General features: G+C 43.9%; 30 protein-coding genes. 11 read left to right on the forward strand and 19 right to left on the reverse strand.

Going from position 1 to position 25,893, the window contains the following annotated elements; genetic code table 11:
* The 12 genes from H7844_14515 to H7844_14570 all read right to left on the reverse strand — a co-directional run.
* Positions 1 to 310 (reverse strand): hypothetical protein (locus H7844_14515; protein MEO5358490.1); only part of this gene is annotated, 310 nt, incomplete at its 3' end.
* A 415-nt stretch (positions 311 to 725) separates the two neighbouring features.
* Complete coding sequence (locus H7844_14520) at positions 726 to 1,931, reverse strand: beta-ketoacyl-[acyl-carrier-protein] synthase family protein (protein ID MEO5358491.1); 1,206 nt, start codon at positions 1,929 to 1,931, stop codon at positions 726 to 728.
* Between the two features lie 19 nt (positions 1,932 to 1,950).
* Positions 1,951 to 2,265 carry a carboxymuconolactone decarboxylase family protein gene (locus tag H7844_14525; protein ID MEO5358492.1) on the reverse strand — a complete coding sequence of 105 codons (315 nt, stop codon included), beginning with the start codon at positions 2,263 to 2,265 and terminating at the stop codon, positions 1,951 to 1,953.
* A 25-nt stretch (positions 2,266 to 2,290) separates the two neighbouring features.
* Positions 2,291 to 2,551, reverse strand: a complete 261-nt coding sequence (locus H7844_14530; GenBank protein ID MEO5358493.1) for a glutaredoxin family protein — start codon at positions 2,549 to 2,551, stop codon at positions 2,291 to 2,293.
* Positions 2,552 to 2,583: 32 nt separating this feature from the next.
* Entirely contained in the window at positions 2,584 to 3,159 is a 576-nt protein-coding gene (locus H7844_14535) for a flavodoxin family protein (GenBank protein MEO5358494.1), read from the reverse strand.
* 74 nt (positions 3,160 to 3,233) lie between these two features.
* Positions 3,234 to 3,791, reverse strand: coding sequence for a peroxiredoxin (locus H7844_14540; protein ID MEO5358495.1), 558 nt, complete (start codon positions 3,789 to 3,791; stop codon positions 3,234 to 3,236).
* A gap of 248 nt (positions 3,792 to 4,039) precedes the next feature.
* Positions 4,040 to 4,168, reverse strand: a complete 129-nt coding sequence (locus H7844_14545) for a rubredoxin (GenBank protein ID MEO5358496.1) — start codon at positions 4,166 to 4,168, stop codon at positions 4,040 to 4,042.
* A 31-nt stretch (positions 4,169 to 4,199) separates the two neighbouring features.
* A complete protein-coding gene (locus tag H7844_14550; protein ID MEO5358497.1) occupies positions 4,200 to 5,444 on the reverse strand; it encodes an FprA family A-type flavoprotein in 1,245 nt (414 codons plus the stop codon).
* A 39-nt stretch (positions 5,445 to 5,483) separates the two neighbouring features.
* On the reverse strand, positions 5,484 to 5,651 hold the full coding sequence (locus tag H7844_14555) for a hypothetical protein (GenBank protein ID MEO5358498.1): 168 nt from the start codon (positions 5,649 to 5,651) through the stop codon (positions 5,484 to 5,486).
* The gene (locus H7844_14560) at positions 5,632 to 6,078 is read right to left on the reverse strand and encodes a hypothetical protein (protein ID MEO5358499.1); all 447 of its coding nucleotides are present in this window, start codon (positions 6,076 to 6,078) and stop codon (positions 5,632 to 5,634) included. The genes H7844_14555 and H7844_14560 overlap by 20 nt, the downstream gene beginning before the upstream one ends.
* Before the next feature lie 20 nt (positions 6,079 to 6,098).
* Entirely contained in the window at positions 6,099 to 6,206 is a 108-nt protein-coding gene (locus H7844_14565) for a rubredoxin (protein ID MEO5358500.1), read from the reverse strand.
* A 17-nt stretch (positions 6,207 to 6,223) separates the two neighbouring features.
* Positions 6,224 to 6,661 carry a transcriptional repressor gene (locus H7844_14570; GenBank protein ID MEO5358501.1) on the reverse strand — a complete coding sequence of 146 codons (438 nt, stop codon included), beginning with the start codon at positions 6,659 to 6,661 and terminating at the stop codon, positions 6,224 to 6,226.
* A 142-nt stretch (positions 6,662 to 6,803) separates the two neighbouring features.
* Here H7844_14570 and H7844_14575 point away from each other — a divergent pair, with 142 nt between their 5' ends.
* Positions 6,804 to 7,775, forward strand: coding sequence for an ABC transporter permease (locus H7844_14575; GenBank protein ID MEO5358502.1), 972 nt, complete (start codon positions 6,804 to 6,806; stop codon positions 7,773 to 7,775).
* Positions 7,776 to 7,796: 21 nt separating this feature from the next.
* On the opposite strand, the gene tgt is transcribed toward H7844_14575, so the two are convergent.
* From tgt to H7844_14600, 5 genes are all read right to left on the reverse strand, one after another.
* Positions 7,797 to 8,894: a tRNA guanosine(34) transglycosylase Tgt gene (gene tgt / locus H7844_14580; GenBank protein ID MEO5358503.1), complete on the reverse strand. Its 1,098-nt coding sequence runs from the start codon at positions 8,892 to 8,894 to the stop codon at positions 7,797 to 7,799.
* A gap of 394 nt (positions 8,895 to 9,288) precedes the next feature.
* Positions 9,289 to 9,495: a type II toxin-antitoxin system mRNA interferase toxin, RelE/StbE family gene (locus H7844_14585; protein MEO5358504.1), complete on the reverse strand. Its 207-nt coding sequence runs from the start codon at positions 9,493 to 9,495 to the stop codon at positions 9,289 to 9,291.
* A gap of 52 nt (positions 9,496 to 9,547) precedes the next feature.
* Positions 9,548 to 9,820 carry a hypothetical protein gene (locus H7844_14590; GenBank protein ID MEO5358505.1) on the reverse strand — a complete coding sequence of 91 codons (273 nt, stop codon included), beginning with the start codon at positions 9,818 to 9,820 and terminating at the stop codon, positions 9,548 to 9,550.
* A 5-nt stretch (positions 9,821 to 9,825) separates the two neighbouring features.
* Positions 9,826 to 10,170: a hypothetical protein gene (locus tag H7844_14595; GenBank protein ID MEO5358506.1), complete on the reverse strand. Its 345-nt coding sequence runs from the start codon at positions 10,168 to 10,170 to the stop codon at positions 9,826 to 9,828.
* 29 nt (positions 10,171 to 10,199) lie between these two features.
* Entirely contained in the window at positions 10,200 to 11,357 is a 1,158-nt protein-coding gene (locus H7844_14600) for a hypothetical protein (protein ID MEO5358507.1), read from the reverse strand.
* A 692-nt stretch (positions 11,358 to 12,049) separates the two neighbouring features.
* On the opposite strand from H7844_14600, the gene H7844_14605 reads away from it, so the two are divergent.
* The 7 genes from H7844_14605 to tsaD all read left to right on the forward strand — a co-directional run bounded on the left by H7844_14605 (position 12,050) and on the right by tsaD (position 19,116).
* Entirely contained in the window at positions 12,050 to 12,646 is a 597-nt protein-coding gene (locus H7844_14605) for a methyltransferase domain-containing protein (GenBank protein ID MEO5358508.1), read from the forward strand.
* Positions 12,647 to 12,810: 164 nt separating this feature from the next.
* Positions 12,811 to 13,482 (forward strand): ABC transporter ATP-binding protein, encoded by a 672-nt coding sequence (locus tag H7844_14610; GenBank protein MEO5358509.1) that lies wholly within the window; start codon positions 12,811 to 12,813, stop codon positions 13,480 to 13,482.
* Positions 13,483 to 13,602: 120 nt separating this feature from the next.
* Positions 13,603 to 14,049 carry a hypothetical protein gene (locus tag H7844_14615; protein ID MEO5358510.1) on the forward strand — a complete coding sequence of 149 codons (447 nt, stop codon included), beginning with the start codon at positions 13,603 to 13,605 and terminating at the stop codon, positions 14,047 to 14,049.
* A 240-nt stretch (positions 14,050 to 14,289) separates the two neighbouring features.
* Entirely contained in the window at positions 14,290 to 15,891 is a 1,602-nt protein-coding gene (locus H7844_14620; protein ID MEO5358511.1) for a hypothetical protein, read from the forward strand.
* Positions 15,892 to 16,048: 157 nt separating this feature from the next.
* Positions 16,049 to 17,470: an undecaprenyl-phosphate galactose phosphotransferase WbaP gene (gene wbaP, locus H7844_14625; GenBank protein MEO5358512.1), complete on the forward strand. Its 1,422-nt coding sequence runs from the start codon at positions 16,049 to 16,051 to the stop codon at positions 17,468 to 17,470.
* Positions 17,471 to 18,082: an outer membrane lipoprotein carrier protein LolA gene (locus H7844_14630; protein ID MEO5358513.1), complete on the forward strand. Its 612-nt coding sequence runs from the start codon at positions 17,471 to 17,473 to the stop codon at positions 18,080 to 18,082. It begins immediately after the preceding gene.
* Positions 18,083 to 18,090: 8 nt separating this feature from the next.
* Entirely contained in the window at positions 18,091 to 19,116 is a 1,026-nt protein-coding gene (gene tsaD, locus H7844_14635; GenBank protein MEO5358514.1) for a tRNA (adenosine(37)-N6)-threonylcarbamoyltransferase complex transferase subunit TsaD, read from the forward strand.
* A 544-nt stretch (positions 19,117 to 19,660) separates the two neighbouring features.
* On the opposite strand, the gene H7844_14640 is transcribed toward tsaD, so the two are convergent.
* The gene (locus H7844_14640) at positions 19,661 to 20,245 is read right to left on the reverse strand and encodes a PHP domain-containing protein (GenBank protein MEO5358515.1); all 585 of its coding nucleotides are present in this window, start codon (positions 20,243 to 20,245) and stop codon (positions 19,661 to 19,663) included.
* Positions 20,246 to 20,669: 424 nt separating this feature from the next.
* On the opposite strand from H7844_14640, the gene H7844_14645 reads away from it, so the two are divergent.
* From H7844_14645 to H7844_14655, 3 genes are all read left to right on the forward strand, one after another.
* Positions 20,670 to 21,173: an HPP family protein gene (locus tag H7844_14645; GenBank protein ID MEO5358516.1), complete on the forward strand. Its 504-nt coding sequence runs from the start codon at positions 20,670 to 20,672 to the stop codon at positions 21,171 to 21,173.
* 123 nt (positions 21,174 to 21,296) lie between these two features.
* Positions 21,297 to 22,829: a YifB family Mg chelatase-like AAA ATPase gene (locus H7844_14650; GenBank protein ID MEO5358517.1), complete on the forward strand. Its 1,533-nt coding sequence runs from the start codon at positions 21,297 to 21,299 to the stop codon at positions 22,827 to 22,829.
* Positions 22,830 to 22,855: 26 nt separating this feature from the next.
* The gene (locus tag H7844_14655; protein ID MEO5358518.1) at positions 22,856 to 24,367 is read left to right on the forward strand and encodes a response regulator; all 1,512 of its coding nucleotides are present in this window, start codon (positions 22,856 to 22,858) and stop codon (positions 24,365 to 24,367) included.
* A gap of 182 nt (positions 24,368 to 24,549) precedes the next feature.
* Here H7844_14655 and proB read toward each other — a convergent pair whose 3' ends face one another.
* Positions 24,550 to 25,698 carry a glutamate 5-kinase gene (gene proB / locus H7844_14660; protein ID MEO5358519.1) on the reverse strand — a complete coding sequence of 383 codons (1,149 nt, stop codon included), beginning with the start codon at positions 25,696 to 25,698 and terminating at the stop codon, positions 24,550 to 24,552.
* Positions 25,699 to 25,893 lie beyond the last annotated feature (195 nt).

Consider the following 25,893-nt stretch of genomic DNA (forward strand, 5'->3'; position numbering starts at 1 on the left):
TTTCGATACTGCCAAGCGGAGTGTCTGTCTCTGATTCCTCAGCCATTGACCACGGGAGATTCAGGATTTCGCTGTCGGAGTCAATGAGCCGCAGAGTGTAATGATTGCCGGTTGCGACAGCATCTTTGACAATGTCCTTGACCTCGGAGTTGGAGTTGATGATGTATGAAAGCTCTTCTTTTAGCGGTTCAAGGATTTTTTTATCAGCTGTCCCCCTGCTTTCCATCTCTCCGGCAAACTGTAAGCCGAGTTCTTTTAAAACTTTCCTTTGCACGTCGGAAATATTAAGTGTAACGTTTATCCAATGCATTGTTATCCTCCACCTGTCTCCTCTGTCTTTCTTTATCTTTGTCTGTCAGCCTTTGTCTGTTCGTCTTTTTTTGTCATTGGCGGCACCGAACGGCGTCCAGTCCCTTTGCCAAAGTTAATTTCATGCGAATTTAATTTAAACAGGAACACATTTCATGCTAAGATGCATTCATAAATATATCACAGGTGGCTGGGAACAGGCAACACATCGGAACGCTATTTTGCAGTTTGCTATAAATAAAAAAATTGCAGTTATCCTAAAAAAACTTTAAGTTAAACCGGCAAAACCTTGGAAACCGGGGGTCGAGGGGAATCATTCCCCTCGCAAGAAGGGGTACAAGGGGAAGGACAGAGTCCTTCCCCTTGCAATTTTACTTTTTTGATTGCAACTTGGTATAAATCGTAGCTACTCCATATTATTTCACTCTCTTTAGCAACAACACCGTGTTAACGCCGCCAAAGCCAAAGCTGTTGGTTAAACCGACGTCAAAGCCGCCCCTTAACTGAGATTTCACAAGGTTAACAGGACAGCCGGTATCCTGCTCACTTACGTTTATTGCCGGTGGTAAGAGCCCCTCACTTAAAGACATGGCGGTAACCGCCGCCTCAAAAGCGCCCGATGCCCCAAGCATGTGCCCTGTCATAGATTTATTGGCTGTAACCGGTATGCTCAAGCTGCCAAAGACTTTTTCAATTGCAGCAGCCTCTGTGCGGTCACCCTCACGGGTTGACGTGGCATGAGCATTTATGAAATCCACATCACCCGGGGCACTCACAGCATCCCTGAGAGCATATTCCATAGCTTTTGCCTCTCCAGCGGCGGCAGGTTTAACCATATGATAAGCGTCCGAGACGTTGGCGTAGCCTGCAATTTCTGCATAAATGCGCACTCCGCGCGCTTTTGCCCTTTCGTATGATTCCAAAACCATAATGGTTGCTCCCTCTGAAAGAATAAAACCATCCCGGTATTTATCAAACGGCCTTGATGCATTCAACTCTGTTGATTTGGAAAGCGCCCCTGATGCGCTGTAGCCCATAAAACATAGCTCACACAAAGGGGCCTCAGTACCCCCGGCTAACACAAGGTCAGTGTAGCCGTGACGTATTAACCTGAGAGCCTCTCCAAGGGCTGTTGCCCCGGATGAGCACGCATTAGAAATGCAAAGCGTATGTCCTGTAATTTTATATCTCTCTGAAATGTAGGATGCCGCCATGCTCGCTGTCGTTTTAGCCATCAAATATGCAGATAATTTTCTTACGCCGTCCTTATACAGTTTTCTCATACCGTGGTTTAAGGTAGTTATGCCGCCGCGGCTTGTACCGATTATGACGGCTGCATTTTCAAAACATCGGTGCTCACTTAGCCCGGAGTCTGAAACCGCCTGCACGGCAGCGGCAGCGGCATAGTGAATAAAAGGGTCAAGACGCAGTATGTCTTTATGTGGTAAATACGCTTCCGCAGCAAAGTTTTTTAATTTGCCTGCTAAATGCACCCCTGCGGTAGAACTGTCATGGTGGAAAACACTTATTCCGTTTACTCCGGCCAATAAACTTTCCCATGACAGGCTAAATGAGTTTCCTATGGGAGTTACCGCTCCTATGCCGGTAATAACCACTCTCACAACAGATTAAGCCCGGGTGTCAGGAAATATCATCTAAAATATCGTCAACCCAGCTAAGTGCCGCAGCAACCGCAGGAAACCCGATTATACTTGTTAATAAAATAACAGCATGGGTAATTTCCTCAGGGGTCGCCCCTGCTGCCAACGCACGTCTTGTGTGGCTATGGACTGAGCCCTCACTCTTTACAGCCGCCGCTGCCGCCAACTGAATCAACAGGGCTGTCTTTTCCTCTGTCGGTCCTTCCGCTCTGACCGCCTTACCAAGTGCCTCCACAGCCTCTATAAACTTCCCATGCCTGGATTTTAATTTTTCAAATCTGTTTGGTATTTTCATTGCAAGCAGCCCCCTTATTTGGAATTTATTTAAAAGCCTCATGGAGCGACTTCTCGTCATATCCAATTATTACCTTTGCCCCTCCATCAATTACCACTGTTGGGAACGTCTCCCGCGGGTTGTACTTTCTTAACTCACCAAGCAGCTTTTCTCTTGAGTCCTTATCAACAGTATCCACCTCAACAAGTATATATTCAAATCCTTTTTGGTTTATATACTCCTTAGTCTTTTTACAAGCCGGACATGTGCTCAGTGCAAAGAAAACTATTTTGTTCTTCTGTTCCATGTAATGTTATCCTTTTTTAGTCCAGTAGGGTATTAATCGGTGGCAACTAAACGCACTGCGGCCTCATGCACAGCGTTTAATGCCGTTGAGTGTTCTCTTATGGCCCCTTTTTTATCAACGCCGTCAAAGTAAATTGTCTCATGGTCAGGCACACTAATGGTCCTGAAAAAAGCTTTGGCTGTGGCGCCACCGCCGGTAAAACCGATTTCTTTCTTCATACCCCCCACCATTATCAAAAGCGCCTTTCTACCCGCAGGGCCTGCCTTTATAGGACGGTTTAGCAGGTACTTTTCACACCACAACGCCTGTGCTCTGTCAATCAGGGCTTTAACCTGTGCGGTCAAACCAAAGAAAAAAATTGGTGAGGCCAGTATAAACCGCTCCCCTTCATAAATGGCACTGTAGACTTCCGACATATCGTCTTCAATCACGCACTCACCGGTCAGGTCACAGCCGCCGCAATTAGTACACGGCGATATAGTCATCTCCGAGGGCCGAAACAGCGTTACCGTATGCCCTGCCTCTTTCACAGCACGCAATGCTTCTTTAACGAGAATTTCCGTATTCCCCTCCACTCTCGGGCTGCCTAAAAACACCGTCACTTTCATCTTGTTCCGCCTTAAGTTTAAGGGGCAGCAGGTTTTTTCAAACCACTGCCCCTGTGTTTATTTAAATCAACATATCAGCTTAACGCTTCAAAAACTTTACCGACAAGGTCTGCACCCGGTTTCAGGGTCTTATCGCCTTCATTATGCCACTTAGCAGGACACGCCTCTGTTCCGTGTTTGGCAAGGTATATGTTGGCTTTTAGTTTCCTCAAAAGCTCATCCATGTTTCTGCCGAGATTGTAGAAGTTTATCTCAGAGTTCAGAAGTACTCCCTCAGGGTTTATTATGAAGCTGCCACGGAGGTCAAGACCGTTTTCCTCATTATAGACGCCAAAGAGTCTCGAAACATTCCCTGTGGGGTCTGATGCCATAGGGTACTTAACTTTGGCCAGGGATTTCTCATCTCTGTGCCATGCAAGATGCACAAACTTAGTGTCTGTGCTGACGGTTATAACCTCTGCACCCTGCTTTTTAAACTCATCATAAAGGTCGGCCAGAGCTGAAAACTCAGTAGCGCACACAAAGGTGAAATCAGCCGGATAAAACACCACTACCGTCCATTTGCCGGCGGCTTTAAGCTTTTCCAAAGACACCTCGCCAAAATCCCCTTTTGACGGATCAAATGTTTCCATCACAAAGTCAGGCACAACCTGCCCTGTCTTTAATCCACAGCATACAGCATCAAGTATATCCTCTTGTGTCACTCTTAAACCCTCCTTATTAATTTATAGCTTTGAACATATTTCTCAGACAAAAAGCCTGAGTTTAATTTTTCAGAGTCTCTTGCCCTGTCCGCTCCATAAAAAAACTCTTTTAACATCCCAACCCTGCCTTATAAGTATTTCGGTTTCTTGAAAAATACTCTCCCGGGCCCGCTTCACTACACTTCCTCAAAAGCTTCCTTTGGTGCATTGCATACCGGACAGGTATAATCATCCGGTAGTTTGTCAAAAGGGGTTCCTTCCTTTGCATCATCATAAATCCAGCCGCACACTGTGCATCTGTGCATATAACGTTCCTCCTTTTATATTTTTATTATATTACTTCTGACAAGCTGAATTAGCAGTATTATAACCTTTTTCATGAAACTCTCTTACAGTTTTGGCAAAATTCCGGCCAAACTCATAGCATTTCTCATGGTCTTCATTCCTGAGACGGTACTGTACCGCAATACCCGGCTCAACCACTGGTAGTTTCATATTTTTAAAGGTATCATAGAGCCATTTAACCGCTCCGCCTCCCCAGCCATAGCTGCCAAAGGCGCCCATTAGTCTGTCCGTGGGTCTCAATCCCTTAAGGTGTATCATAAATTCCGCTACGGATGGAAACACCTCGTTATTTAAAGTGGGAGAGCCGACAAGACAGGCTCTTGACTTCCAAAACTCCTTGATAGCCACACTCATAGGTGTCGCCCGTAACTTTATTACCTTACACGCCACTCCCTCATCTATTATCCCTCTCATTACCGGCAGTGTCATGTGCTCAGTACTATGCCACATGGTATCATATATTATAGCTATTTGCAGCTTTGCCTTACCCTCGGCCATGTCCATGTACATGTTAAGCACCTTGCCCGGGTCAGCCCGCCATATAATGCCGTGGTCAGGGGCTATCATGTCAATATCAAGGCCCATGTCCTTTATCTCACATATCTTGGATTTGATTAATTTCCCAAAAGGCATTAGAATATTGGCGTAATAATCAATAACTGAGTCCTCCAGTTCCGTCATAGAAACGGATGCAGTAAACTCGTCATCAAACCTTGTTGTTGAGGCAAGGTGCTGACCGAAAGCGTCCTGAGAAATCAAAAGCTTGGCGCCCTCAACGTAGGTCATCATGGAATCAGGCCAGTGCAACATCGGTGTTTCTACAAACCTCAGGGTATATTTGCCGGTTTTAAGGGTATCACCGGTTTTAACCTCTTTTATATTCCATGAGGTAGTATCGAAAAACCTGTCCATTCCCTGTCTGCCCCTTTTGGTGATGTAGATTGTGGCGGAGGGTGAGAGCTCCATTATTCTGTCAAGAGAACCCAGATGGTCATTTTCTATGTGGTTAATCACGATGTTTTTTATTTTAGAGGGATCAATAAGGCTTCTTATGTTAGAAACCCCAACTTCCACAAAATCGTGTTTGACCGTATCAACCAGCGTCGGCTCGTCATCCATTATGAGATAATTATTATACGTAGTTCCGCTAGGGGTTACATAGCCGTGAAAATCCCTTACCGCCCAGTCAACAGCACCTGTCCAATATATGCCGGGCTTTATTTCGATAACATTCATATGCTATTTCCTTGTATCAGTTATTTACACTGTAATTTCTTATAAACTGTCCTTAGTCTTAAGTGATGCGCCGCATCCTCTGCAGACAGGGTCTTCCTCGTCACTCCAAACCTCATTTTCATAGTTACACTTAGAGCACACCACTGTGTCGGGTACTACGGATTTTACGCTGCAAGCTGGTTTTTCTTTAAACCGCGACTCTGTCATTAGCCTTTCTCCACCCTTGTTGTCGTAACTTTTCCATTCTGCTGTTAGCCCAGGTCTTCATCTCCTGGAGATACCTCTTTGGGTCAACTTTAGCAAGGGCTAAAATCTGCTCTCTCTCTTTAATGCTGTCGGTGTGGTCTCCCGGGTAAACACCTCGCCATGAGCAGTAGTCCTCATCAAAAATCAGCTCCGGCGATAGATTTCTCTTATGCTCAAAGGGCATTCCGGCAGCCAGCAGCTTTGCCACTTCCATCTCATACTCAAGTATCCAGCCGTTGTCTTTGACCATGGTTTCAGGGTTAAAGTTGACGCTTTGTGAGCACCTGGGGCAGTAAATGCCAAGCAGTGTCTCCGGTGGAAGTATCTCATTTTTAAGGGTAATGCTGACCTCCTCCGCACCACAACTACATTTAAACGAGTGGTCCATACACATAGGTTTATCCTCCTTTAATCTTGTTTTTTCATAGTGCCCTTATCACCGCAAGCCGGGCATTTCTGAGGTTTACATCTGCCATCTTTCACGGCACCACACTTTTCACATTTAAACACCGCCATTTTCAGCATCCCTCCTTTTACATAGCCGCGGTCATGTTGACACTTTCCGGGGCGTCGTCTCTGCACTGCGGGCAGAGTCCGAAAAATTCTATCCGGTTACCGAAGATTTTAAAACCCAGTCTCTCACCCTCGGGTATTTCAAGGTCATAGTCCCTCTCTATGTCCATAATCTTTTTACAACTGGTGCAAAACAGATGATGGTGCGGGTTGGTGACCGTGTCATAACGCTTTCTCTGCGGGTCTATTATTAAGACCATCAGAGCGCCGCGCTGCTCAAGGGCTTCCAGTGTGTTATACACTGTTGCAAAAGACATTGTCGGAAATTTCCTTGAGACATACTTAAAAATCTCCTCCGCAGACGGATGCTGCCTGTTTTCCTTCAGGTAATCCAATATCGCCATCCGCTGAGGTGTCAGTTTTAACCCTGCTTCTCTGTACTTTTCCACACTAATCATTAGTTATCTCTGTAAGCTCCTGAAATACTAAAATGTAATCATTACAAGTTAGTAAATATTATCATTTCAGAATTATTTTGTCAAGAAATTTTTATGTCGGATTGTTGCCACTAAATGTGCATTAGTTTTATACTATCATGCGATGTTGAAATATTTGTTAAAAAAAAACCTTGAGATACTGATTACTTTTTTGGGGATAACTGTAATAAGTTTTTTTATAATCCATTTAGCGCCCGGCAAACCAACAGACGTGCTGGCTGAACTAAACCCTAAAATTACACCTGAGGCAAGGGCACGTCTTGAGAAGTTTTACGGGCTGGACAAACCCCTCTATGTGCAGTATGCACTGTGGCTTAAGCGTATAGTAAGGCTCGATTTCGGCAAGTCCTTCTCCTCTGACCACCGCCCTGTATGGGATAAAGTGCTGGAGCGGCTTCCGGTTACCCTTTCTATTAATATAGTCTCAATGCTGATAATTTTAATAATTGCGCTTCCCTCGGGGATATATTCCGCCATCCACCGCTACAGCCTGTACGATAAGATGATGACACTTATTGTGTTTACCGGTTTTGCAATGCCTGGGTTTTGGCTGGCCCTGTTGCTTATGATGTTTTTTGGCGTTCATCTGGGCATTTTACCAATCTCAGGATTAAAGTCTATAAATTACGATATGCTGACTACCACAGGAAAGCTTCTGGATATGGGCAGACATCTGCTAATGCCCATATTTGTATCAGCCTTTGGAGGGGTTGCCTCCATATCCCGCTATATGAGAAGCTCCATGCTGGAAGTAATCCGGCAGGACTATATGATAACGGCAAGGGCAAAGGGATTAAGTGAAAACCGGATCACATACATTCACGGCTCAAGAAACGCACTGTTGCCTATAGTAACAATCCTTGGCCTTTCAGTGCCTGGGCTTATCGGCGGCAGTGTAATATTTGAACAGGTGTTTTCAATTCCCGGGATGGGGGCGCTCTTCTACATGGCCGTAATGACCCGCGACTATCCGCTTGTTATGGGAGTGCTGACAATAGGGGCGGTATTAACCCTGCTTGGGAATCTGCTTGCCGACATTGGGTATGCCGTGGTTGACCCCAGAATCAGAAAGTAATACCAAGCTGCATTCAATCGTCTAACCGGATAGATACTTTGCAAGCCATTTTTTTTTAAAATCATCAAAACGTTTTTCCCTTATTGCTGTGCGGATTTTGCTCATGAAGTCAAAATAAAAATACAGATTATGTAAGGTGTTAAGTCTCATTGAGAGAATTTCACGGCATCTGTATAGATGGTTAAGATAGGCTCTGCTATAGTTTTGACAGGTGTAGCACGAACAGCCGGCATCAAGCGGGGCTTCATCGGTACGGTACTTTGCCCCCTTAATACTCACCCGTCCACTTGTAGTCAGCAAGGTGCCGTGCCGCGCAGTCCGGGTTGGAATTACACAGTCAAACATATCAAAACCAGCCTCCACAGCATTTAATATGTCCTCAGGGAAACCAACCCCCATGAGATACCGCGGCTTTTCCTGCGGCAGCTCATCTGCAATATAATCCATAATCTCATACATGATTTCCCTTGGCTCACCAACACTTACCCCGCCAACGGCATAACCTTCAAAGTCCAACCCTGTGAGCTCCCGTGCGCTCCTTAACCGTAAATCTTTAAACACTCCCCCCTGTACGATTCCAAACAGAGACTGCCCGTGATGTGGAGTTTCTCTGCATGTCTGCGCCCAGTGTGATGTAAGCTCCATCGAGGTCTTTGTGTATTGATATGTGGATGGGTAGGGGGTGCAGTCATCAAATGCCATGATTATATCTGCACCAAGTTCAGACTGAATCTTTACCGCCTCCTGAGGGCCTAAAAAATGGGTTGAGCCGTCAAGGTAGGATTTAAAAACCACTCCGCTGCTGCTTATTTTTCTATGCGTTGCGAGGCTGAATACCTGAAAACCTCCACTGTCGGTCAGAATAGGCCTGTGCCAATTGATAAACTTATGCAAGCCGCCAAGGTTAGAGACAACATTGCTTCCAGGCCTTAAATACATGTGGTAGGTGTTACACAAAATTATCTCCGCTCCAAGGGCTATAAGCTCATCCGAGGTCACTGCTTTAACAGTTCCAAGGGTTCCTACAGGCATAAATACAGGAGTTTCAATGATGCTACCCCTTATATCCATAACTGCATGCCTTGCCTTTCCGTCCATAGCTAAAACTTTAAAATTCATCAGCAGCAAAAGTATATCATTATTTAGCGATTCCGGCAAAGCTCCACACCTCTAATAATGTTCTGTATGCAGTGATAGCCGCAAAAGTAAAAAGATGTGTCATTATTTGACATAATGTGTCAATATTATTACAGTTTGTGTCAATATGTAATTATTACGACACTTGTAAGTCGTTGATTTAAAATATATTTTTTGTTTGGCATAAATTGTGCATATACATTTCCGATGCGGTTTTACCGTATTGTATTTTCCCTAACACTAAAGTGGGGTCGGACCCTCGGTATCTGTTATGTTTTACGTAATATTTGCTGGGCAGACCCCCAATCTTTTCCACCTTGTGCAAATACTAACCCGGCGGATAATTACATCTTATACTAAGTAGCCTTCAATCATCTTAATAAACCTCGTCGTGAGAGCCAATGTTGAGGAGATGAACAGTGTCTTCGGATAGCTCAAATATGATACGGATATCCCTTGTAACTGAACAGGCATATCTACCTTTTAATGAGCCTGTCAAAAAATGCGTTTTCAAAGAGGTTGCAAAAGGATTTTCTTGCAGCAAATCAAAAACTGAAGCTATTTTATCGTTTAAATCCGGCACACCTTTTAATAGTTTGCCAAGTTTTTTAAGGAAAGGTTTGTCAGCGTCAAGGTTACGGGTTTTCAGAGACGGTCTCCAGAGCTGCCTTTATCAAAGATGTAGAATCTTTAAACATAATTCTTTCAGGGTTGGCGGCAGCAGCCAGCGTCTCCTCAACAAACTCTCTATGTCTGCGCTCTTTATCCGCAAGGTATGCCGCAAAGTCAGACACTTCTTTCAAGCGCTCAAGAGACAAGCTGCGCAGTGTATCATCTATCCGGTCAATGTATCCCTGCTGGTCAGTGATTTCAGGGGGCTTTTCAGTTTCTATAATAGTTTCGTTCATAGGAGTTACTTAACGATGCCTAAGAGCTTGGAGATAAGGTCTAACGCACGGGGATTAGAAAGGATGATGAGAAAGGCAAGAACGAGGAAATACAACTTCATTTCAAGGCGGATGTTTTTGAATTCGCCTTTCATTTCTGTATCGAATTTCTCTATTTTTGCCTCCAATCTTGTGACGTCAGTTCTTAAATCAGCTTTTGTAGTCATGTCCAATATGATAGCGTGTAAATAATCTTTATACTCTGTTTTAGATTCTTTCTTAGCATCTTCCAAAGCTTCTACAATAGCTCTGCTGCCGTCCTCTCCAAGTCTGTCCCTTAGTATAGTATATAAATCAATCGTTGTTGCCATGTTCTTAACTTACCATAAAAGCAAAAGAATTACAAGAGGTTTATCCTCTCCTCCCCTTTGGGGAGATTGACAGCCATGTCGGAATTTGATACAATATCATCAGTAAGAAGGTTGCTTTGGCCACGAGCGCCAAGCTCAACACCCTGAGATGCTGTAGGTGTTGGGCATATAAGTGGGGCAAGGGGCTCAGTCTTGTCGAAGGGGTTTCCGCTCCTTTCCCAAATCAGCTTTCTCTCACTTTCAGAAGGTGAGGAAAAGCGAAACGCTTCGGACGTGTCAGAGGGGGACTCCTGCAAGGGAGGTGCATCGCTCGTCGTGGACTTCACCTTCCACATGCTTACCGGATTCAGTTCATTGTGTTTTCCTCTTACCTCTTCAATGTAGTAAACAAAGCCATTTATTTTCTTTTTATACAATATGCCGTCTCTGCCTACCCTTGTTTTTTCTGCGGAAGATATTTCATCGGCAGTTATAATGATTTCAGGGATTCTTGAGATATCATCTTTTGTTATGGCTATTTGCCCTCTTGCTGATTCTGTTTTTTCATTACCATGGGTATTCAAAATATGCCTGATTGAGTAGTTATCAATAGTCCTGTTAAACCCTGAGACATCAAGTCCTGTGTTTTCCTTAATCTGGTTAACTTCCTGTTCGTTTAAAGGGTAAGATATTTTGTGAAGTTCGTTCTCAGGATTATCGAATGCCTTATTATAAACACTTTCAAATCCATCCTGATATGTGACTTTCGCCGGTTCTTTACCCTTGTTTTTAGCCGTTATGAGACTTACATCCTGTGGATAGTCAGGCGATTTCCCAACATTTATCTCCGGCTGGCCAGTTGCTTGACTAACAGGGTTCCATGCCGTGTTCTGTGGCTCCTCTGCCGGTGATACATATGGTTCTTTGGCGCTTACCCGTGTTATTGCCTCATCAGACAACCCTTGTCCGGCTTTTGCAACAATGTCGCTATTCTCCCCTTCCGGCGTGACAACAAATTGTGGTTTCGGAGCAGGCATTTCAACGGGTATGGGGGCGGATGGAGCAACGGGTTGGTCAGCTACCAAGGGTTTCTTTGCCTGAGGTTCATTGCGTACAAACGGATGAACCATTGCACCCTGTATTGGGCCTGCTATAGCGGCCGTAATGGCTGTCTCTTTTAATCGTTTCCCGAAATCCGCCCATGTCATGTTGGGGTCGGTAGTGCTCTTGTCTATGCCTGACTGTAGGGCTTCAGTAAATAGCTCACCCGGAATCTCGTGTGCAGTAGAGAGCTAATCTTTTTACAAATGGAGTATTTTCGCAATGTCAGCGTCTGACATGACTCTTGGGGGTGTAGTGTATCCTGTTGGCTTCCACCCTTCCCCCGGCACATATTCCATTATCCCCTTGTCTGTGTCCATAGTCATAGGCGCCATTCGTTTTAGTTTTTCGTTGGACTGATAGTTATCCGCATTTAAGCGTGCAGATTCTAATTGATTTTTAGCTTGCAATTCCCCCATCTGGTGCCGGTTCGTTAAGTCTTGACTTCTGGTGACGGCATTTTAAAATTTAAATCTATAGACTGTTCAGAATATGAGTTAAAACCAAGCTGCAGAGTTGGGAATTGGAAATCAAGGTCATATACAGAGCTTAAAACAGCAGTACCGGTGTTAGCTTTAGTGGTGGTGAAACTTACACCTCAAGTCGTGCTCTGATTTTTATAGACTTCTCTGTGGTTGTAATAACGGCCATGCATTTTAACCTTGACTTTCCTTTAATCATTTATATATGTTTATTGATGGGGCGGTTATTAGAACTTATTGGACACACAGCATATATCAAAGAATGTTAAATAGTTTTTTTCTTAACACTTAATGATTACTTAAGCGTGAGGTGAGTTATGGAAATAGACGATTTCAGTAAAATTAAAGAAGGTGTTAAAGGCGCTTATTCAGCAGTGGCAACAGAGCCCGATGGAAAGCATCCGTTTCCGGTTGGAAGGCTTTTTGCTCTGTCTCTAGGTTATCCTGAGGAGCTTTTAGACGACGTTCCATCATTGGCGGTGGAGTCTTTTACCGGTGTATCAAATGTTTCGGTTTTTGCCGGCATTAAAGAGGGTGATAGGGTCTGTGACGTCGGCTGCGGGGTTGGCCTTGATGCTTTTATTGCCGCACGCAGGGCAGGCGCTAACGGGAAAGTCACAGGGGTGGATTTCAGCGCTCAAATGATAGAAAAAGCACAGAGGGCAAAAGCACAGGGGGGGAGTAAAAACACAGATTTTATTGTGGCGGAGGCTGAAAAAATCCCGCTTTCTGATAACTCCGCAAGCGTTGTGCTTGCCAACGGTATTTTTAATCTTAATCCGGTAAGGGATGTAATATTTAAGGAAATACTCAGGATTCTTAAACCAGGCGGTATGGTATTTGGTGCAGAGCTTGTCTTAACAACTGCTCCGGTTGACCCCCTAACCTGTTCACTCAATAATTGGTTTGCATGAATATCGGGAGCTAAGGAAGCCGTGGCTTTCCTGGGCGAATTCAAAGAGGCGGGATTCCGGTCTGCTGAAATTTTGAGAACCTCGAAAAATGCAAGAACAAAACGGAAAAACATTGTGGCTGTGGATTTTGTTGCCCAAAAGTAATTCTGTTACCTGAATCGAAAATGCCTCTGTGTGTGCTAAATAAGATAGAGAAGCGGTTTCAGGTCGGAGAGATTACGGTTGATGCCTTAAGAGGAGTGAGTTTAACTATAGAAGAGGGAGACTTTACCGCCATAATGGGAGTTTCGGGCTCAGGGAAAACCACTCTTTTAAATATAATCGGTGCTTTGGATGTTCCCACCGCAGGAAGTTACGAGCTTAACGGTACTGATGTATCAAATTCAGATGACGATACCCTCTCAGCCATACGCAACAAGTTAATAGGCTTTGTGTTTCAGCATTTTTATTTGCTTCCATATATAACTGCCATAGAAAATGTGCTTCTGCCGACTCTTTATACGGCAATGCCGGTGGATAATCCGCAGCAACGGGCCCTTGAGGCCCTTGCCATGGTTAATCTCTCCGACAGGGCGGATTTCAAACCTGGGCAGCTCTCCGGCGGCCAACAGCAACGCATAGCTATAGCCCGTGCGCTTATCAACGACCCATCCCTTATAATATGCGATGAGCCCACCGGTCAACTTGATTCCAAAACAGCCTCCGAAGTTATGAAAACCCTGGTTGATTTAAACACCGCAGGAAAAACAGTCCTGATTGTAACTCACGACCCTCTTGTGGCAAAAACCGCTGGCAGAATATACACCATACGTGACGGCCTCATTTATGAGGACTGATATATACGAACATGACGTAAATCATAGACTTATTGAGGGCTTCAGGATAAACTAAACGCTGAGAATATTGCTGATGTTCTAAGAGTTTAAATATATAAATATCTACTGGAGGTAACAACAATGTCTGATGAATGTCCATCGTGTTCGTCTGTGGGGCCGCGTGAGCCCGAGAGTGCTACGGATTTCAGGTTAACCCACTGGCCGATACAGATAAATCTCATGGGGACCACTATACCGTTTTTGAATAATGCCGATTTACTGGTTGCCGCCGATTGCACGGCTTTTGCCGCCTTGAATTTTCATGACAGATTTTTAAGAAACAACAAAGTCCTCATTGGCTGCCCTAAGCTTGACAATGGCCAGGCGTATCTTGACAAGTTTACCGAAATATTTACCAACATGCAGCTTAACAAAGTCTCCTGTCTCAGAATGGAAGTCCCGTGCTGTGGCGGCCTGACTGCTATTTTAAATGAAGCAATTAACCGTTCCGGTAAGGATATCCCTTTTTATGAGACAATTATAGGTGTAAAGGGAGACACACTTAACGAAAGAAAAATGCGGGGCTAGATATCTATTATTCCAATTCTAATTCTAAAGCATAACGCAGGCGGCAAGGGACAAGCGACACCTCCCCTTACAGGGGATTCCCCTTAAGGGGAGTATATGCCCCTGAGCTTGCGACGATGCCAACAAAGTTAATCGAATGAATGCAACTTGGTATTAGACGATTGAAGGCTACTTAGTATTACCAGTAGTTTTATACAGTAAAATTAAAGGCAGTGGTGTTCTGTGTTATAATGTTTTTCTATGGCAGATATGGAGAGAGCCGGCAAAGATTCAGGATTTGTTTATATCACTACTATTGTTTATTTTGCCCTGACTCTCTTTAATATTCTGCACCATGAGATGTGGCGTGATGAGCTTCATGCATGGATGATTGCTGTATATAGCAATTCCGTTACTGAGCTTTTTCAAGTTATCAGATATGAGGGACATCCGTCCTTGTGGTTTATTATTCTCTACATTGTTAAGCATTTAACAACAACTCCTGTGGCCATGCAAATAGTACATCTTCTTATCGCCACATTTTCCGCATTTATTTTTTTAAGGTTTGCCCCGTTTAAAAATCTCTTAAAAGCACTATTCATATTCGGCTATTTTCCTTTTTTTGAATATGCAAATATAAGCAGGAACTATTCAATCGGGATTTTATTACTTTTTATTTTTTGTGTATTTTTTAGAAAAGATTTAAAAAATAGAAATTATATAACCCTTGCCGTCATATTATTTCTAATGTGCCAATGTAATGTGTTTTCAACAATTTTAGCTATATCCCTTGGAATTACTATTTTTTTTGAGCCACTGCTTTTCAGGGATTTTAGTGTTTACAAGTCTGGACGGTTTTTTACAGCAATTTTTATTTTTATGGCAGGGCTCGTTTTATCTGTAATTATAATGGTGCCCCCCGCAGATTCCTTCTCCCACCCCTCAGCTAACTTTACAGATAACATAGCACAGAGAGTATCTGATCAGATTTCACAAGTGTGGAATGTTTTTCTGCCGATACCTCGCATTCAAAAGGCTTTTTGGCAAACAAATTTTCTAAGTTATTTGCCTCTGCAAAGAGAAGTAAGATATGCATTGAGACTGGTTGTCTCTTTGGGGTTGCTACTGTTTCCCCTTTGTATAATACTTAGAAAAAAAACACCTGCTTTTTATTACATTATCAGCATAGTTGGAATTACAGCCTTTGGTTATCTTCTTCATGGAGGCTCGTTGCGCCACAAGGGGCACTTTTATTTTGTCTTTGTTTCAGCCTTGTGGATTTCTGATTATTATCGAACAAACGAATTTATTAAACCTTCTTTAAACAGTTTTTTTAATTTTTTTGAGAGGAACAGAAATTATTTTATTACAGCAATATTTTCATTTGGTTTAATAGGTGCATTAATTGCCAACACTTTAGACTACCTATACCCATTTTCAGCAAGCAAGGAGACTGCAAATTATATAAAGCAACATAGTTTGCAAAACATGCCGATAGCAAGCTTATGGGCGTTTCCTTCCAGTGGAGTGTCGGCTTATCTTGACAGAGCATTTTATAACGCAGAGCATGATAGAATGCAAACCTTCACTCTCTTGAAACCTACAACAAAACGCAAAGAAGACGTCCATAGCTCAGAGTTTGATTCTGTCGGCTCACCAGTTTGGTTCAGTGGCATCACAAATGTTGTGACATATAGAAATAATGCAAAGGCGGATGTATTACTAATTGTCAACAATATCAGAGTACCGGATGAATTAATTAAACACTACGGCTTAATTGCTCTCAAAGAGTTTACAAATAGCATTGTGAAGGAAGAACGGTATTTTTTGTATATTATGCCATATGCGGGGACATCTCCATAAAGCATAGTTGGCTTTCTTCTTGCCGCCTGTGTTTACTTACGAATGCAACTTGGTATTACAGTATATCGGGCTTCATTGTCAAGCCCACTTTTAATCACCCCTACATCTTTCCTTTTCCGCCTGTGCAAAGTTAGAATAAGAGGCTGGAAGAATAAATATGAAAAAATTCATACAAATATGTTCACTGGTTTTAATAGACCTGGCGGCTTACTACACCTCTTTGTACCTCTCATGGCATGTGAGGGAGAACATTTTACCAGTCTTCTTTACTTTCGAGACAGACAATTACAGCCTTCAGTACTACATCGGGTTGTGGTGGATTCCTGCTGTTTTCATTTTTTTTATAGCAAATCAACAGATATACACCGGCAGGACTACGTTTTGGGATGAGAACAAAAAACTCTTTCATGCCATAACGTTAGCTTTTGTGGTGCTCATGGCGGTAGTCACGCTTGGGCGCATACCCGGGCTTGTTTCGAGACCGGTGCTGGTGTCTCTGTGGCTTTTTTCTTTTTTTATCTACCCTCTGTTTCATCTCTATGGTAAAAAACTGCTGTTTATGACGGGCATATGCAAGGAAAAAGTCCTGGTCCTGGGTGCAGGGAAAACAGGCAGGCTGATTTCAACCTGGCTTAGCAGAGAAACCCACATCGGGTATGAGGTGCTGGGGTTTCTTGATGATGATACTGAAAAAACAGGCACTTTCATTGACGGTAAAAAAGTTTTCGGCCTCATCAGGCATTATACCAGATTCGTAAAAGAGCTTCAGATAAACACAATTATAATCGCAATCCCGTCTTTAGGGCCAGAGTTGACTGCCTCGATGGCTTTTGAGATTCAACAGAGAGTAAAGAACACAATGATTGTGCCTAATCTCTACGGAGTGGCTCTGTTAAACACCGAACTTCTGCATCTGTTTTACGAGGAAATATTTCTGCTAAAGGTAAGAAACAACCTGAAATATATCCTCAACAGGGCCCTAAAGAGAGCTTTTGATCTTGTGGTAAGCCTTGCACTAATGCCCTTTGTACTCATCTTGATAGTTGCTTTTGGTATCGCCATAAAATTACAGTCAAAGGGACCTGTTATTTATTCACACGAGAGAATAGGGAAAAAAGGGAAGGTGTTTAAGTGCTACAAGTTTCGGACTATGGTTAAGGACTCCGAGGATCTTCTTACGGAGCTTTTAAACAGTAATCAGGAGTTGAAGGAGGAGTGGGAAAGGTACTGGAAACTGACAAAGGATCCCCGAATTACTCCGATAGGGGCGTTTTTAAGAAAAACCTCTCTTGACGAATTGCCGCAGATATTTAACGTGCTGGAGGGAAATATGAGTTTGGTAGGGCCAAGGCCATATTTGTTAAGGGAAATGTATGCCATCGAGAACCATGTGGACGCCATAACTACCGTTGTTCCCGGAATAACCGGTCTTTGGCAGGTCTCAGGCCGCAGCAACACAACGTATGAAAACCGTATAAGGCTCGACATCTGGTACATAATGAACTGGTCTCTGTGGCTTGATGTTTTTATAATTCTGAGAACCGTCAAGGTGGTTCTTTCCATGAAAGGGGTTAGTTAAATGAAAAAGTTTTTAATTTTTTTTGTTTTTATTACTTTTGTATCACAGGCTTTTGCCGCTAAACCGTTTGTCTCCACCATCACGGACTACTATGAATCGGCAAAGGACATAAAGGGAAGTTTTGTTCAACTGAGTAAGCTTAAGGATTTAGAAAAGGAGCTTACATTTACCGGGAGCTTTTTTATAAAACCCCCTAAGCGGATGTCATGGAAGTATGAGGGGCAGGAAACACAGGAGGTTTATATCAATGAGGGGGAATTGATAATTTACCAGAAGAAAAACGCTCAGGCTTTCAGGTCAAAATATGATGAAAGGACAATTGGCCAGACTCCTCTTGCTCTTTTGAGAGGATTCAAGGATATTGCCGTAAATTATAATGTAGAGGAAAAAGACGGCTTTACACGGTTTACACCAAAACAGTCTAATTTCAATCTCCGGTACTTTGATGTTTATCAGTCAAAAGAGGGTTTTCCTATCAAAAAAATAGTTGTTTACGATAAAAATGAAAACGTGGTGGAGCTGACTCTTTCCGGGGTTAAGATAAATACCGGTGTGGATGATTCCCTGCTGAAGTTTACAGCGCCTGCCGGGCTTTCCATAATAGACAATTAGACGGCTACGTGGTAAACTCCCTGATTCTTGCCATAGACACATCCTGTGATGACACATCAGCGGCTGTCGTAGAGGATGGGCGGACAGTTTTATCCAGTGTAGTTTATGGCCAGGATGAGATTCACAGGCGTTATGGAGGGGTGGTGCCGGAGGTGGCCTCAAGGCAACACACAGAGATGATTCACTCTACTGTTACCGCAGCCCTCACGCAATCAGGCACGGAGCTTAACCAGTTATCGGCAATTGCCGTTTGCCACGGTCCGGGACTTATCGGCTGTCTTATCGTGGGTACTTCATTTGCAAAGGCCGCCGCTTATGCCGCAGGGTTGCCTCTTATCGGGGTAAATCACCTTGAGGGGCACATCTGTTCAGTGTTTTTATCACGTGAGCCGGTTTTTCCTCATATATCGCTTGTTATATCGGGCGGGCACACCAGTCTGTATCTGGTCAGTGACATGGGAGGTTATGAGGAGATTGGGCGAACGAGGGATGACGCCGCCGGGGAGGCATACGATAAGGTTGCTAAAATGCTTGGGCTTGGTTACCCCGGAGGCCCCGTCATTGATAAGCTGGCAAAAGCCGGAAATCCTAAGGCTGTTCATTTTCCACGGGCACTGATTAAGGGCACTCTTGATTTTAGCTTTAGCGGCCTTAAGACTTCAGTCAGAAACCATCTGCTCTCAGAAAAGAACCGGAGCACATCCATAGAAGACGTCTGTGCATCATTTCAGGCCGCCGTGACAGAGACAATTACCACAAAGCTGCTATGGGCAAGTGAAATATACGGAGTTAGTACTCTGTCCATAGCGGGGGGGGTGGCGGCAAACGAGGGATTACGGCTGCGGCTGCTGTCGCTTAAAGGCATGAGGGTGCTCCTTCCGCCTAAGGAACTCTGTACCGACAACGCCGCCATGATCGGCGCTGTTGCCGATTACTATTTCAAGCGGAATTTAATGTCTGATTTAACACTTAATCCCAAAGCCTGTCTGCCTGTAACCGCAAACTGCGGTCAGCTGTCCCCTCAACAACTGTGATACATAATCACATGATCAAAGAGCTCATTGGGCGTCTCAAACCGGCTCCCGCAGTAAGGACAATCGGGAAGAACTGTGGCGCAAAGGGAAGGCGCCGCCTCCCTCTGAAACCCCTCCCCTAAAGGTGATTCCCCTGCCGCAAGGGAGCTTACCCCCTTGACCCCATTATCTCCATGTTTTGTTGGATTAGTTTTATGTTTTTTCATTTCTAATATGTTTTTTGATCAGTACATCATCTTATATAGCGAAAACCATAATTCCGTTCATTATTTTTAGTGGTTGAGATTGCCCTCCTCTGAAGGGGATTCCCCTGGTCGCTATCGCTCATGGCAACGACGAATAAAAAAACACAGTAAAAACAGCTACATGCCGTCATTGCGAACCCCCGCAGGGGGTGTGGCAATCTCTTCTTTAATAAATTCAATAAGAACATACTTTTGCTTTTTGCTATAGACAACAAACCCACTAATAATACCAATTGGATTAAATCGGAACGGACTTTCGCATTTTACTATATATGGCGCCCGTAGATTATACCACAAAACTATCGCTTAAAACAGCGTATGAATTCAGCAAGCTCCTCAACAGTTGCAATATCTTCAGGAAATATGGTGTAGTATTTTCCTATAACAGCGTCTGTGTGGGCGTCGCTTGATGTGAGTTGAAAAAGTCCCCTGTCATTTGCCAGCTTCTCAGCCAGCCTTCCGGTCTCTTTTGTTGTATTGCTGCTTAATATTTCCACCCCGTCAATATCCAGCTCATAGCAATACTGTCCTTCCTTCCAGTTAAATCTGTACGGATGGGCAGCCACTACGGCAGCCCCCCTTTCGTGTGCAAAAGCTATCAGCTTCTCAGCCTGCATGTTATAGGATATTCCCTTGAGGTCATGCAGACCAAAAACCAAAAAATGCCCCTCTATACAGGAGACTTCCGCACCGGCAAAAATCCTAAGGGCGCCGTCACACTTAGCCCTTAATACATTAAGCTCTCCGGCACTCCACAAGTAATCGTGTTCGGTTAGAACTACAGCCTCAATCCCTGTCTCCGCCGCTGCTTTCAGCAGTCTTTCGGGGGACATTATACTGCAGGAGGACTTTGGAGATGTGTGTACATGGCAGTCAAATTTCATCTCTTTTTTCCGTCAGGCTTTAGTTCAAATAACACGGGCTGTCTGTACTTTGAATACACCAAACAGTTGGCTGAATACTTACACTGCTTACAAACTTCAATATACTTGTAGCAACTCTTCTTTTCACAATAAACCTTTTCACTGTTAATCATCATAATTTTTACTGGGCTCACTGATTATAACATAAGATAATTGGTGTTTTTTTCAAATACACGATTCATAGGGTTCCTTTGTGGTTAACTCCGGCAGAAAGTTTTTTGTCTTATACCAAGCAGCCTTCAATCGTCTAACTTTGTCGGCTCTGTTAAAAGCTCCTTGCTGCTTCTGACTGCAACTTGGTATAATATCTCCATTGTTTCAAACGGATTTATAGGGAGCCGGAAAAATTATCTTAAATTATTTTAAAAAGATGCAGGGTAAAGCCATGGTGCCGCCACGGGTTAATTTATCTGAAATCATTTGGTCATGGACAGGAGCTTTTTTAGGTATTATGGCGGTAGCTTGTATAAGCTATTATGTAATTGACGGCACAGGATATACAATGATAATAGGCTCATTTGGTGCCTCTGCGGTGCTAATTTACGGAGCAATAAAAAGCCCTTTTGCCCAGCCGCGAAATCTAATAGGAGGCCATATAATTTCTGCAATCGTTGGTGTTACCAGCTATAACCTGTTCCATAACCATATGTGGCTTGCAACATCCTTTGCTGTGGCAACAGCTATAGCCCTCATGCACTTAACCCGCACGCTGCACCCGCCAGGTGGTGCAACAGCCCTTATAGCGGTAATCGGCGGAAAACCCATACATGACCTTGGCTATATGTATGCACTGGTCCCTGCAGGAGCGGGTGCCGCCGTTATGCTTATCATCGCACTTATTGTTAATAATATCCCTAAAACAAGAAGTTACCCGGAGTACTGGTATTAAAGAATCTCTCTCTGTGTTTTTTCTTTAATTTCCGCAGATTTTGTGTTTTTCATGGCAGAGAGTATTTATCTGTTTAAAAAGTACATTGAATTTTATACCTCACTACATTTATAATAGACATGAATGCTTTCAAAGATATACAGCAGTACAGTGATAGGAATAGACGCTTATGTAGTGGATGTGGAAGTTGACATAGCGTCAAAGGGGGTTCCATTTTTTTCGATAGTGGGTCTGCCTGATATGGCGGTAAAGGAGAGCAAGGAACGGGTAAGGGCAGCCCTTAAAAACATCGGATTTTCATTTCCGTTAAAAAGAATCATAGTAAACCTAGCTCCTGCCGATTTAAAAAAAGAGGGTGCTTCCTTTGACCTTCCAATAGCTCTGGGCATCATGGCGGCAGAGGGTGCAATTGCGCCGGAGAGGCTCAGTGATTATATAGTAACCGGTGAGCTTTCACTTGACGGAACTATAAAACCAGTAAAGGGTTGTCTGTCGGTTTCAATAAAAGCAAAGGAATTAAACTTTAAAGGAGTTATTTTGCCGCTGGAAAATGCGCCGGAGGCAGCCATAGTTGACGGAGTGTCAGTGTATGGGGTGAAAAGTCTAAGCGAGGTTATAGATTTTTTGCATGGCCGGGAGCATCCATGTTCTCCGGCAGTGGATTTGGAAGCCATCAGTAAGAACCATTGTTTATATGAAGATGACTTGCAGGATGTAAAGGGCCAAGAGCACGCTAAACGGGCGCTTGAGGTGGCAGCCTCAGGGGGGCATAATATCATTATGATGGGGCCTCCCGGCTCAGGGAAAACCATGCTGGCGAAACGGATATCTTCAATACTGCCCCCTATGACAGTTGATGAGGTCATAGAGGCAACCCAAATCTACAGTGTGGCAGGGCTTTTAAAAGACAATCAACCCCTCATCTCAAGCAGACCGTTTCGCTCCCCACATCACACAATCTCAGATGCTGCTCTGATTGGCGGCGGCATCATACCCCGTCCGGGAGAAATCTCCCTTTCTCATCACGGCGTGTTGTTTCTTGATGAATTGCCGGAGTTTAGAAGAAACGTTATTGAGGCACTGAGACAGCCCATGGAAGACGGTGAAATAACCGTCTCAAGAGCGGCTGCCACTATTAATTTACCTGCCCATTTCATGCTGGTTGCTTCAATGAATCCCTGTCCGTGCGGCAGGTTTGGGGACAGCCGGCATACCTGTACATGCTCACCCCCGCAAATTCATAAATACAGGTCCAGAATATCGGGTCCGCTTCTGGACAGATTTGATATTCATATAGAGGTGCCCGCCGTGCCGTATAAGGATTTATCTTCCAGTTACACAGGTGAAAAGTCTGAAAAAATCAGACTGCGCGTTTCAGAGGCCAGAAAAGTTCAACTGGAGCGCTTTAAACATGATAAGATATTCTCTAATGCACAGATGAAAACCCGGCATATAAAAAAGTACTGCCGGCTTAACAAGGCTGCTACAGAGCTGCTTGATCTAGCCATGCAACGGCTGGCACTCTCGGCACGGGCATACTCCAGAATTATAAAGCTCTCACAAACCATAGCCGATCTTGACGCCTCTGATGAAATAAAGTCCCACCACATATCGGAAGCCATTCAGTACAGAGCACTTGACAGAACCATTGCATAAGTGGCTAAATACCGGTAGTCAAATCAATGGAACATATGCTTAGTGATGTAGTACTGCTTGTTGACAGCGATAAGGAGAGGCTTTCTGCAATACAGAGCGTACTTCAGCGTGAAGGCTATGCTGTGTTAAGCTCACCAAATGTTGTCTCGGCCCTAAAGCAGGTTCAGCAAACACTTCCTTCCGTGATTTTTTTAGACACTGCGCTCTTTGACGCAGGCGGCATTGAATTTATTGGTATCTTAAAGAAACACTACGGACGGCGTATTTCCTTTGTAATACTAACCACCGGCTGTGATGAAACCACTTTAGCTAAACTTGCAGGTTTTGAGATAAACTCATTTCTTGATAAACCTGTGAAAACACACGAATTGCTTGGGCTTGTAAGGCTCAACTTTGACCTGATTAGAAAAAAGCATCGCATAAATGCTGCAGACCTTGAGCCTGCTCATCAGACAGATGAGACTAACCGGTTTTCCCAGCAATTAAGTATCCTGCAAAAGGCCATAGACATAGCTGCTGTGGGTGTTATGATTATAGATACCGGCATGAAAATAAATTATGTAAACCAGGCGCAATCCGCCATGTTCTGTACCAAACCACAGGAAATGACAGGCAAGTATTTATATGATTACATGCCGGGCCAATACTGCACATACTCAGACGAAAAAGTGCACCGGAGTGAACAAATAGTTTTTAACAAAGAGGGCGGCTACATTCACATGCAAATTGTATCGGATATGGTTATGGATGATAAGGATGAGCCGTCCGCTTACATCTACTGTTGTGTTGATATTACAAGAATCAAGGAAATGGAAAAAGAGCTGTTTGTTTACAGCGGGCAGCTTCAGGACATGGTGGATGAACGGACACAGCAGCTCAGGGACTCTAACACTGCGCTGGTGGCTTCTTTAAATGAAAAAGAAATCCTCTTAAAAGAAGTTCACCACAGGGTGAGAAATAACCTTCAGATTATTTCGAGCATGATAAATTTAAGTGTCGCAAATGTATCCGATCCACAGTCCCTCTCGGTACTTAAGAGTAGTTACTCCAGAGTCAAGGCGATGACACTTCTGCATGACAGGCTCTACGACTCCAGTGATATGGCATCTGTGGAGGTTGCCGGCTACATAGAGGCTCTCAGCGGAGAGCTTATCAACTCATACGGATACCCTCAGAGCAGTGTTGTGGTGCACACAAATATCGCCTCACTCAGTATCAACATAATGATGCAGTGCGGACTCATACTCAATGAACTTATCTCCAACTCACTCAGACACGGTTTTACTAAAGAGCGCCCGGGAGAGATTGTAATCACCTTAAACTTACAAGATGACGGCAGCTACATACTAATCGTAAGCGACAACGGCATGGGCTTTGATGCCGCAACTATAAAAATAGACACCTACACAGGCCTTAAATTAATTCAGGATATCGTAAAGATGAAACTAAAGGGCTCAATTACGATAGAGTCCTCAACGGGTACCACCGTTACTATAAACTTTAAAGATGTTGGCGGTAGATACCACAATAAGCTGTAGTTCTCTCAGAATATTCTAATACCAAGCTGCAGTCAATCGTCTAACTTCGTTTGACCTATATCTTTGAACATCCGCCTTATGCTAAAGATAAAAATGATTACAGAGCCCTGCTCCCACAATATATGACCGAAAAGCGTTTACATAAAAAATCACAGGTGGGGTTAACTTGACGCTTACAATCTCTACAATAGAGTCATATTGTTTCTGTGGATAATCTCATCGGAGTATTTGTAACCAAGTATCCCTTCAATTTCCGAGGTTTTATGCCCTATGATGCGGCTTAGCTCAGCACTGCTGTAGTTGACTATTCCCTTGGCAATCTTTTTTCCGTCTGTTGAAATGCAGTTTAGAGCGTCGCCGCGCTCAAAGCTCCCCTCCACGGACTTAATACCCGAGGGCAACAGACTTTTGCCGTTGCTGACAAGCGCTTTTGTTGCACCCTCATCAAGAAAGATACTGCCGCGGGTATGAAGATGAGAGGCTATCCAGCTTTTTCGTGCTCCAAACTTTCTCACCTTAGCACTAAATGTAGTGCCGAAAGTATCACTTCCTCTTAGAATGTTCATAAGCAGGCCTGACTTTTTCCCGTTTATAATAGTCACGGTAATACCATGTGCTGTGGCAATCTTGGCGGCCATAATTTTTGAATACATGCCGCCGGTACCGGATATTGTACCGGCCCCGCCTGCAAGTGCTTCCAGCTCACCGGTTATTTCCGTGACTTTTTGAATTAACTTCGCGCTGCTGTTTTTTCGTGGATCTGCTGTAAAGAGGCCGTCAACATCTGAGAGAATAACCAGTCTGGAGGCATTAAGTAAGGCAGCGACAAGGGCGGCCAGTTTATCGTTGTCACCAAACTTAAGTTCCTCAACCGATACAGTGTCATTTTCATTAATAATTGGGATTACCTTCAATGACAGGAGGGTGTTGAGGGTATTCCCGGCATTTATGAACCGTCTTCTGTCTGAAAAGACGTCTCTGGTGAGAAGCACCTGTGCAACTTTTTTATCAAATGCGCCGAAGGCTTTTTCATAAGCCCACACAAGAGAGCTTTGACCCACAGCTGCTGCGGCTTGCTTGAGGTTTATATCGTCAATGCGTCCCTCCAACCCCAGCTTACAACGCCCAGCGGCCACCGCCCCTGAGGATACCACCACCACGTCGTACCCCTCATCATGGGCAGCGGAGATATCCCAGGCCAGTTGCCTTATCCGCTTTTCATCCAGTCCCTTTTCCGAGGCCAGTGTGTTACTTCCTATCTTTACTACTATGGTTTCCAACAAGTGTATTATACATAAACTGCCGGTTTTTCTGAAACCACAGGGGCTGATTTTATATATTGTGCTCCTTTATTTTATTTAACAGGGTTTTGTAATCAATTGCAAGGTATCTTGAAACTTTGCTCTTGTTGCCCTTAAATCTCTCAAGCAGCTCACGTATGATAGTTGTCTGCTATGTTGAAATGTCAAGCCTTCTTTTTTTTCTTTTCTAAATTTTCTCCAAAAATTTAGTAGTAGAGCCTGTGG

The organism is Nitrospirae bacterium YQR-1 (assembly GCA_039908095.1).
Taxonomy (GTDB): Bacteria; Nitrospirota; Thermodesulfovibrionia; order Thermodesulfovibrionales; family Magnetobacteriaceae; genus Magnetomonas.

Bases quoted from the DNA above. Each gene is read 5' to 3' on its own strand.
- H7844_14615 (MEO5358510.1), top strand. From the start codon at position 13,603: ATGTCTGATGAATGTCCATCGTGTTCGTCTGTGGGGCCGCGTGAGCCC.
- H7844_14575 (MEO5358502.1), top strand. From the start codon at position 6,804: ATGTTGAAATATTTGTTAAAAAAAAACCTTGAGATACTGATTACTTTT.
- H7844_14655 (MEO5358518.1), top strand. From the start codon at position 22,856: ATGGAACATATGCTTAGTGATGTAGTACTGCTTGTTGACAGCGATAAG.
- H7844_14530 (MEO5358493.1), bottom strand. From the start codon at position 2,551: ATGGAACAGAAGAACAAAATAGTTTTCTTTGCACTGAGCACATGTCCG.
- H7844_14590 (MEO5358505.1), bottom strand. From the start codon at position 9,820: ATGAACGAAACTATTATAGAAACTGAAAAGCCCCCTGAAATCACTGAC.
- H7844_14545 (MEO5358496.1), bottom strand. From the start codon at position 4,168: ATGCACAGATGCACAGTGTGCGGCTGGATTTATGATGATGCAAAGGAA.
- H7844_14570 (MEO5358501.1), bottom strand. From the start codon at position 6,661: ATGATTAGTGTGGAAAAGTACAGAGAAGCAGGGTTAAAACTGACACCT.
- H7844_14640 (MEO5358515.1), bottom strand. From the start codon at position 20,245: ATGAAATTTGACTGCCATGTACACACATCTCCAAAGTCCTCCTGCAGT.
- H7844_14565 (MEO5358500.1), bottom strand. From the start codon at position 6,206: ATGGCGGTGTTTAAATGTGAAAAGTGTGGTGCCGTGAAAGATGGCAGA.
- H7844_14555 (MEO5358498.1), bottom strand. From the start codon at position 5,651: ATGACAGAGTCGCGGTTTAAAGAAAAACCAGCTTGCAGCGTAAAATCC.
- H7844_14645 (MEO5358516.1), top strand. From the start codon at position 20,670: ATGGTGCCGCCACGGGTTAATTTATCTGAAATCATTTGGTCATGGACA.
- H7844_14630 (MEO5358513.1), top strand. From the start codon at position 17,471: ATGAAAAAGTTTTTAATTTTTTTTGTTTTTATTACTTTTGTATCACAG.
- H7844_14620 (MEO5358511.1), top strand. From the start codon at position 14,290: ATGGCAGATATGGAGAGAGCCGGCAAAGATTCAGGATTTGTTTATATC.
- H7844_14595 (MEO5358506.1), bottom strand. From the start codon at position 10,170: ATGGCAACAACGATTGATTTATATACTATACTAAGGGACAGACTTGGA.
- H7844_14535 (MEO5358494.1), bottom strand. From the start codon at position 3,159: ATGAAAGTGACGGTGTTTTTAGGCAGCCCGAGAGTGGAGGGGAATACG.
- tgt (MEO5358503.1), bottom strand. From the start codon at position 8,894: ATGAATTTTAAAGTTTTAGCTATGGACGGAAAGGCAAGGCATGCAGTT.
- H7844_14560 (MEO5358499.1), bottom strand. From the start codon at position 6,078: ATGGACCACTCGTTTAAATGTAGTTGTGGTGCGGAGGAGGTCAGCATT.
- H7844_14550 (MEO5358497.1), bottom strand. From the start codon at position 5,444: ATGAATGTTATCGAAATAAAGCCCGGCATATATTGGACAGGTGCTGTT.
- H7844_14605 (MEO5358508.1), top strand. From the start codon at position 12,050: ATGGAAATAGACGATTTCAGTAAAATTAAAGAAGGTGTTAAAGGCGCT.
- H7844_14540 (MEO5358495.1), bottom strand. From the start codon at position 3,791: ATGGAAACATTTGATCCGTCAAAAGGGGATTTTGGCGAGGTGTCTTTG.
- H7844_14610 (MEO5358509.1), top strand. From the start codon at position 12,811: ATGCCTCTGTGTGTGCTAAATAAGATAGAGAAGCGGTTTCAGGTCGGA.
- H7844_14600 (MEO5358507.1), bottom strand. From the start codon at position 11,357: ATGACATGGGCGGATTTCGGGAAACGATTAAAAGAGACAGCCATTACG.
- H7844_14650 (MEO5358517.1), top strand. From the start codon at position 21,297: ATGCTTTCAAAGATATACAGCAGTACAGTGATAGGAATAGACGCTTAT.
- H7844_14525 (MEO5358492.1), bottom strand. From the start codon at position 2,265: ATGAAAATACCAAACAGATTTGAAAAATTAAAATCCAGGCATGGGAAG.
- wbaP (MEO5358512.1), top strand. From the start codon at position 16,049: ATGAAAAAATTCATACAAATATGTTCACTGGTTTTAATAGACCTGGCG.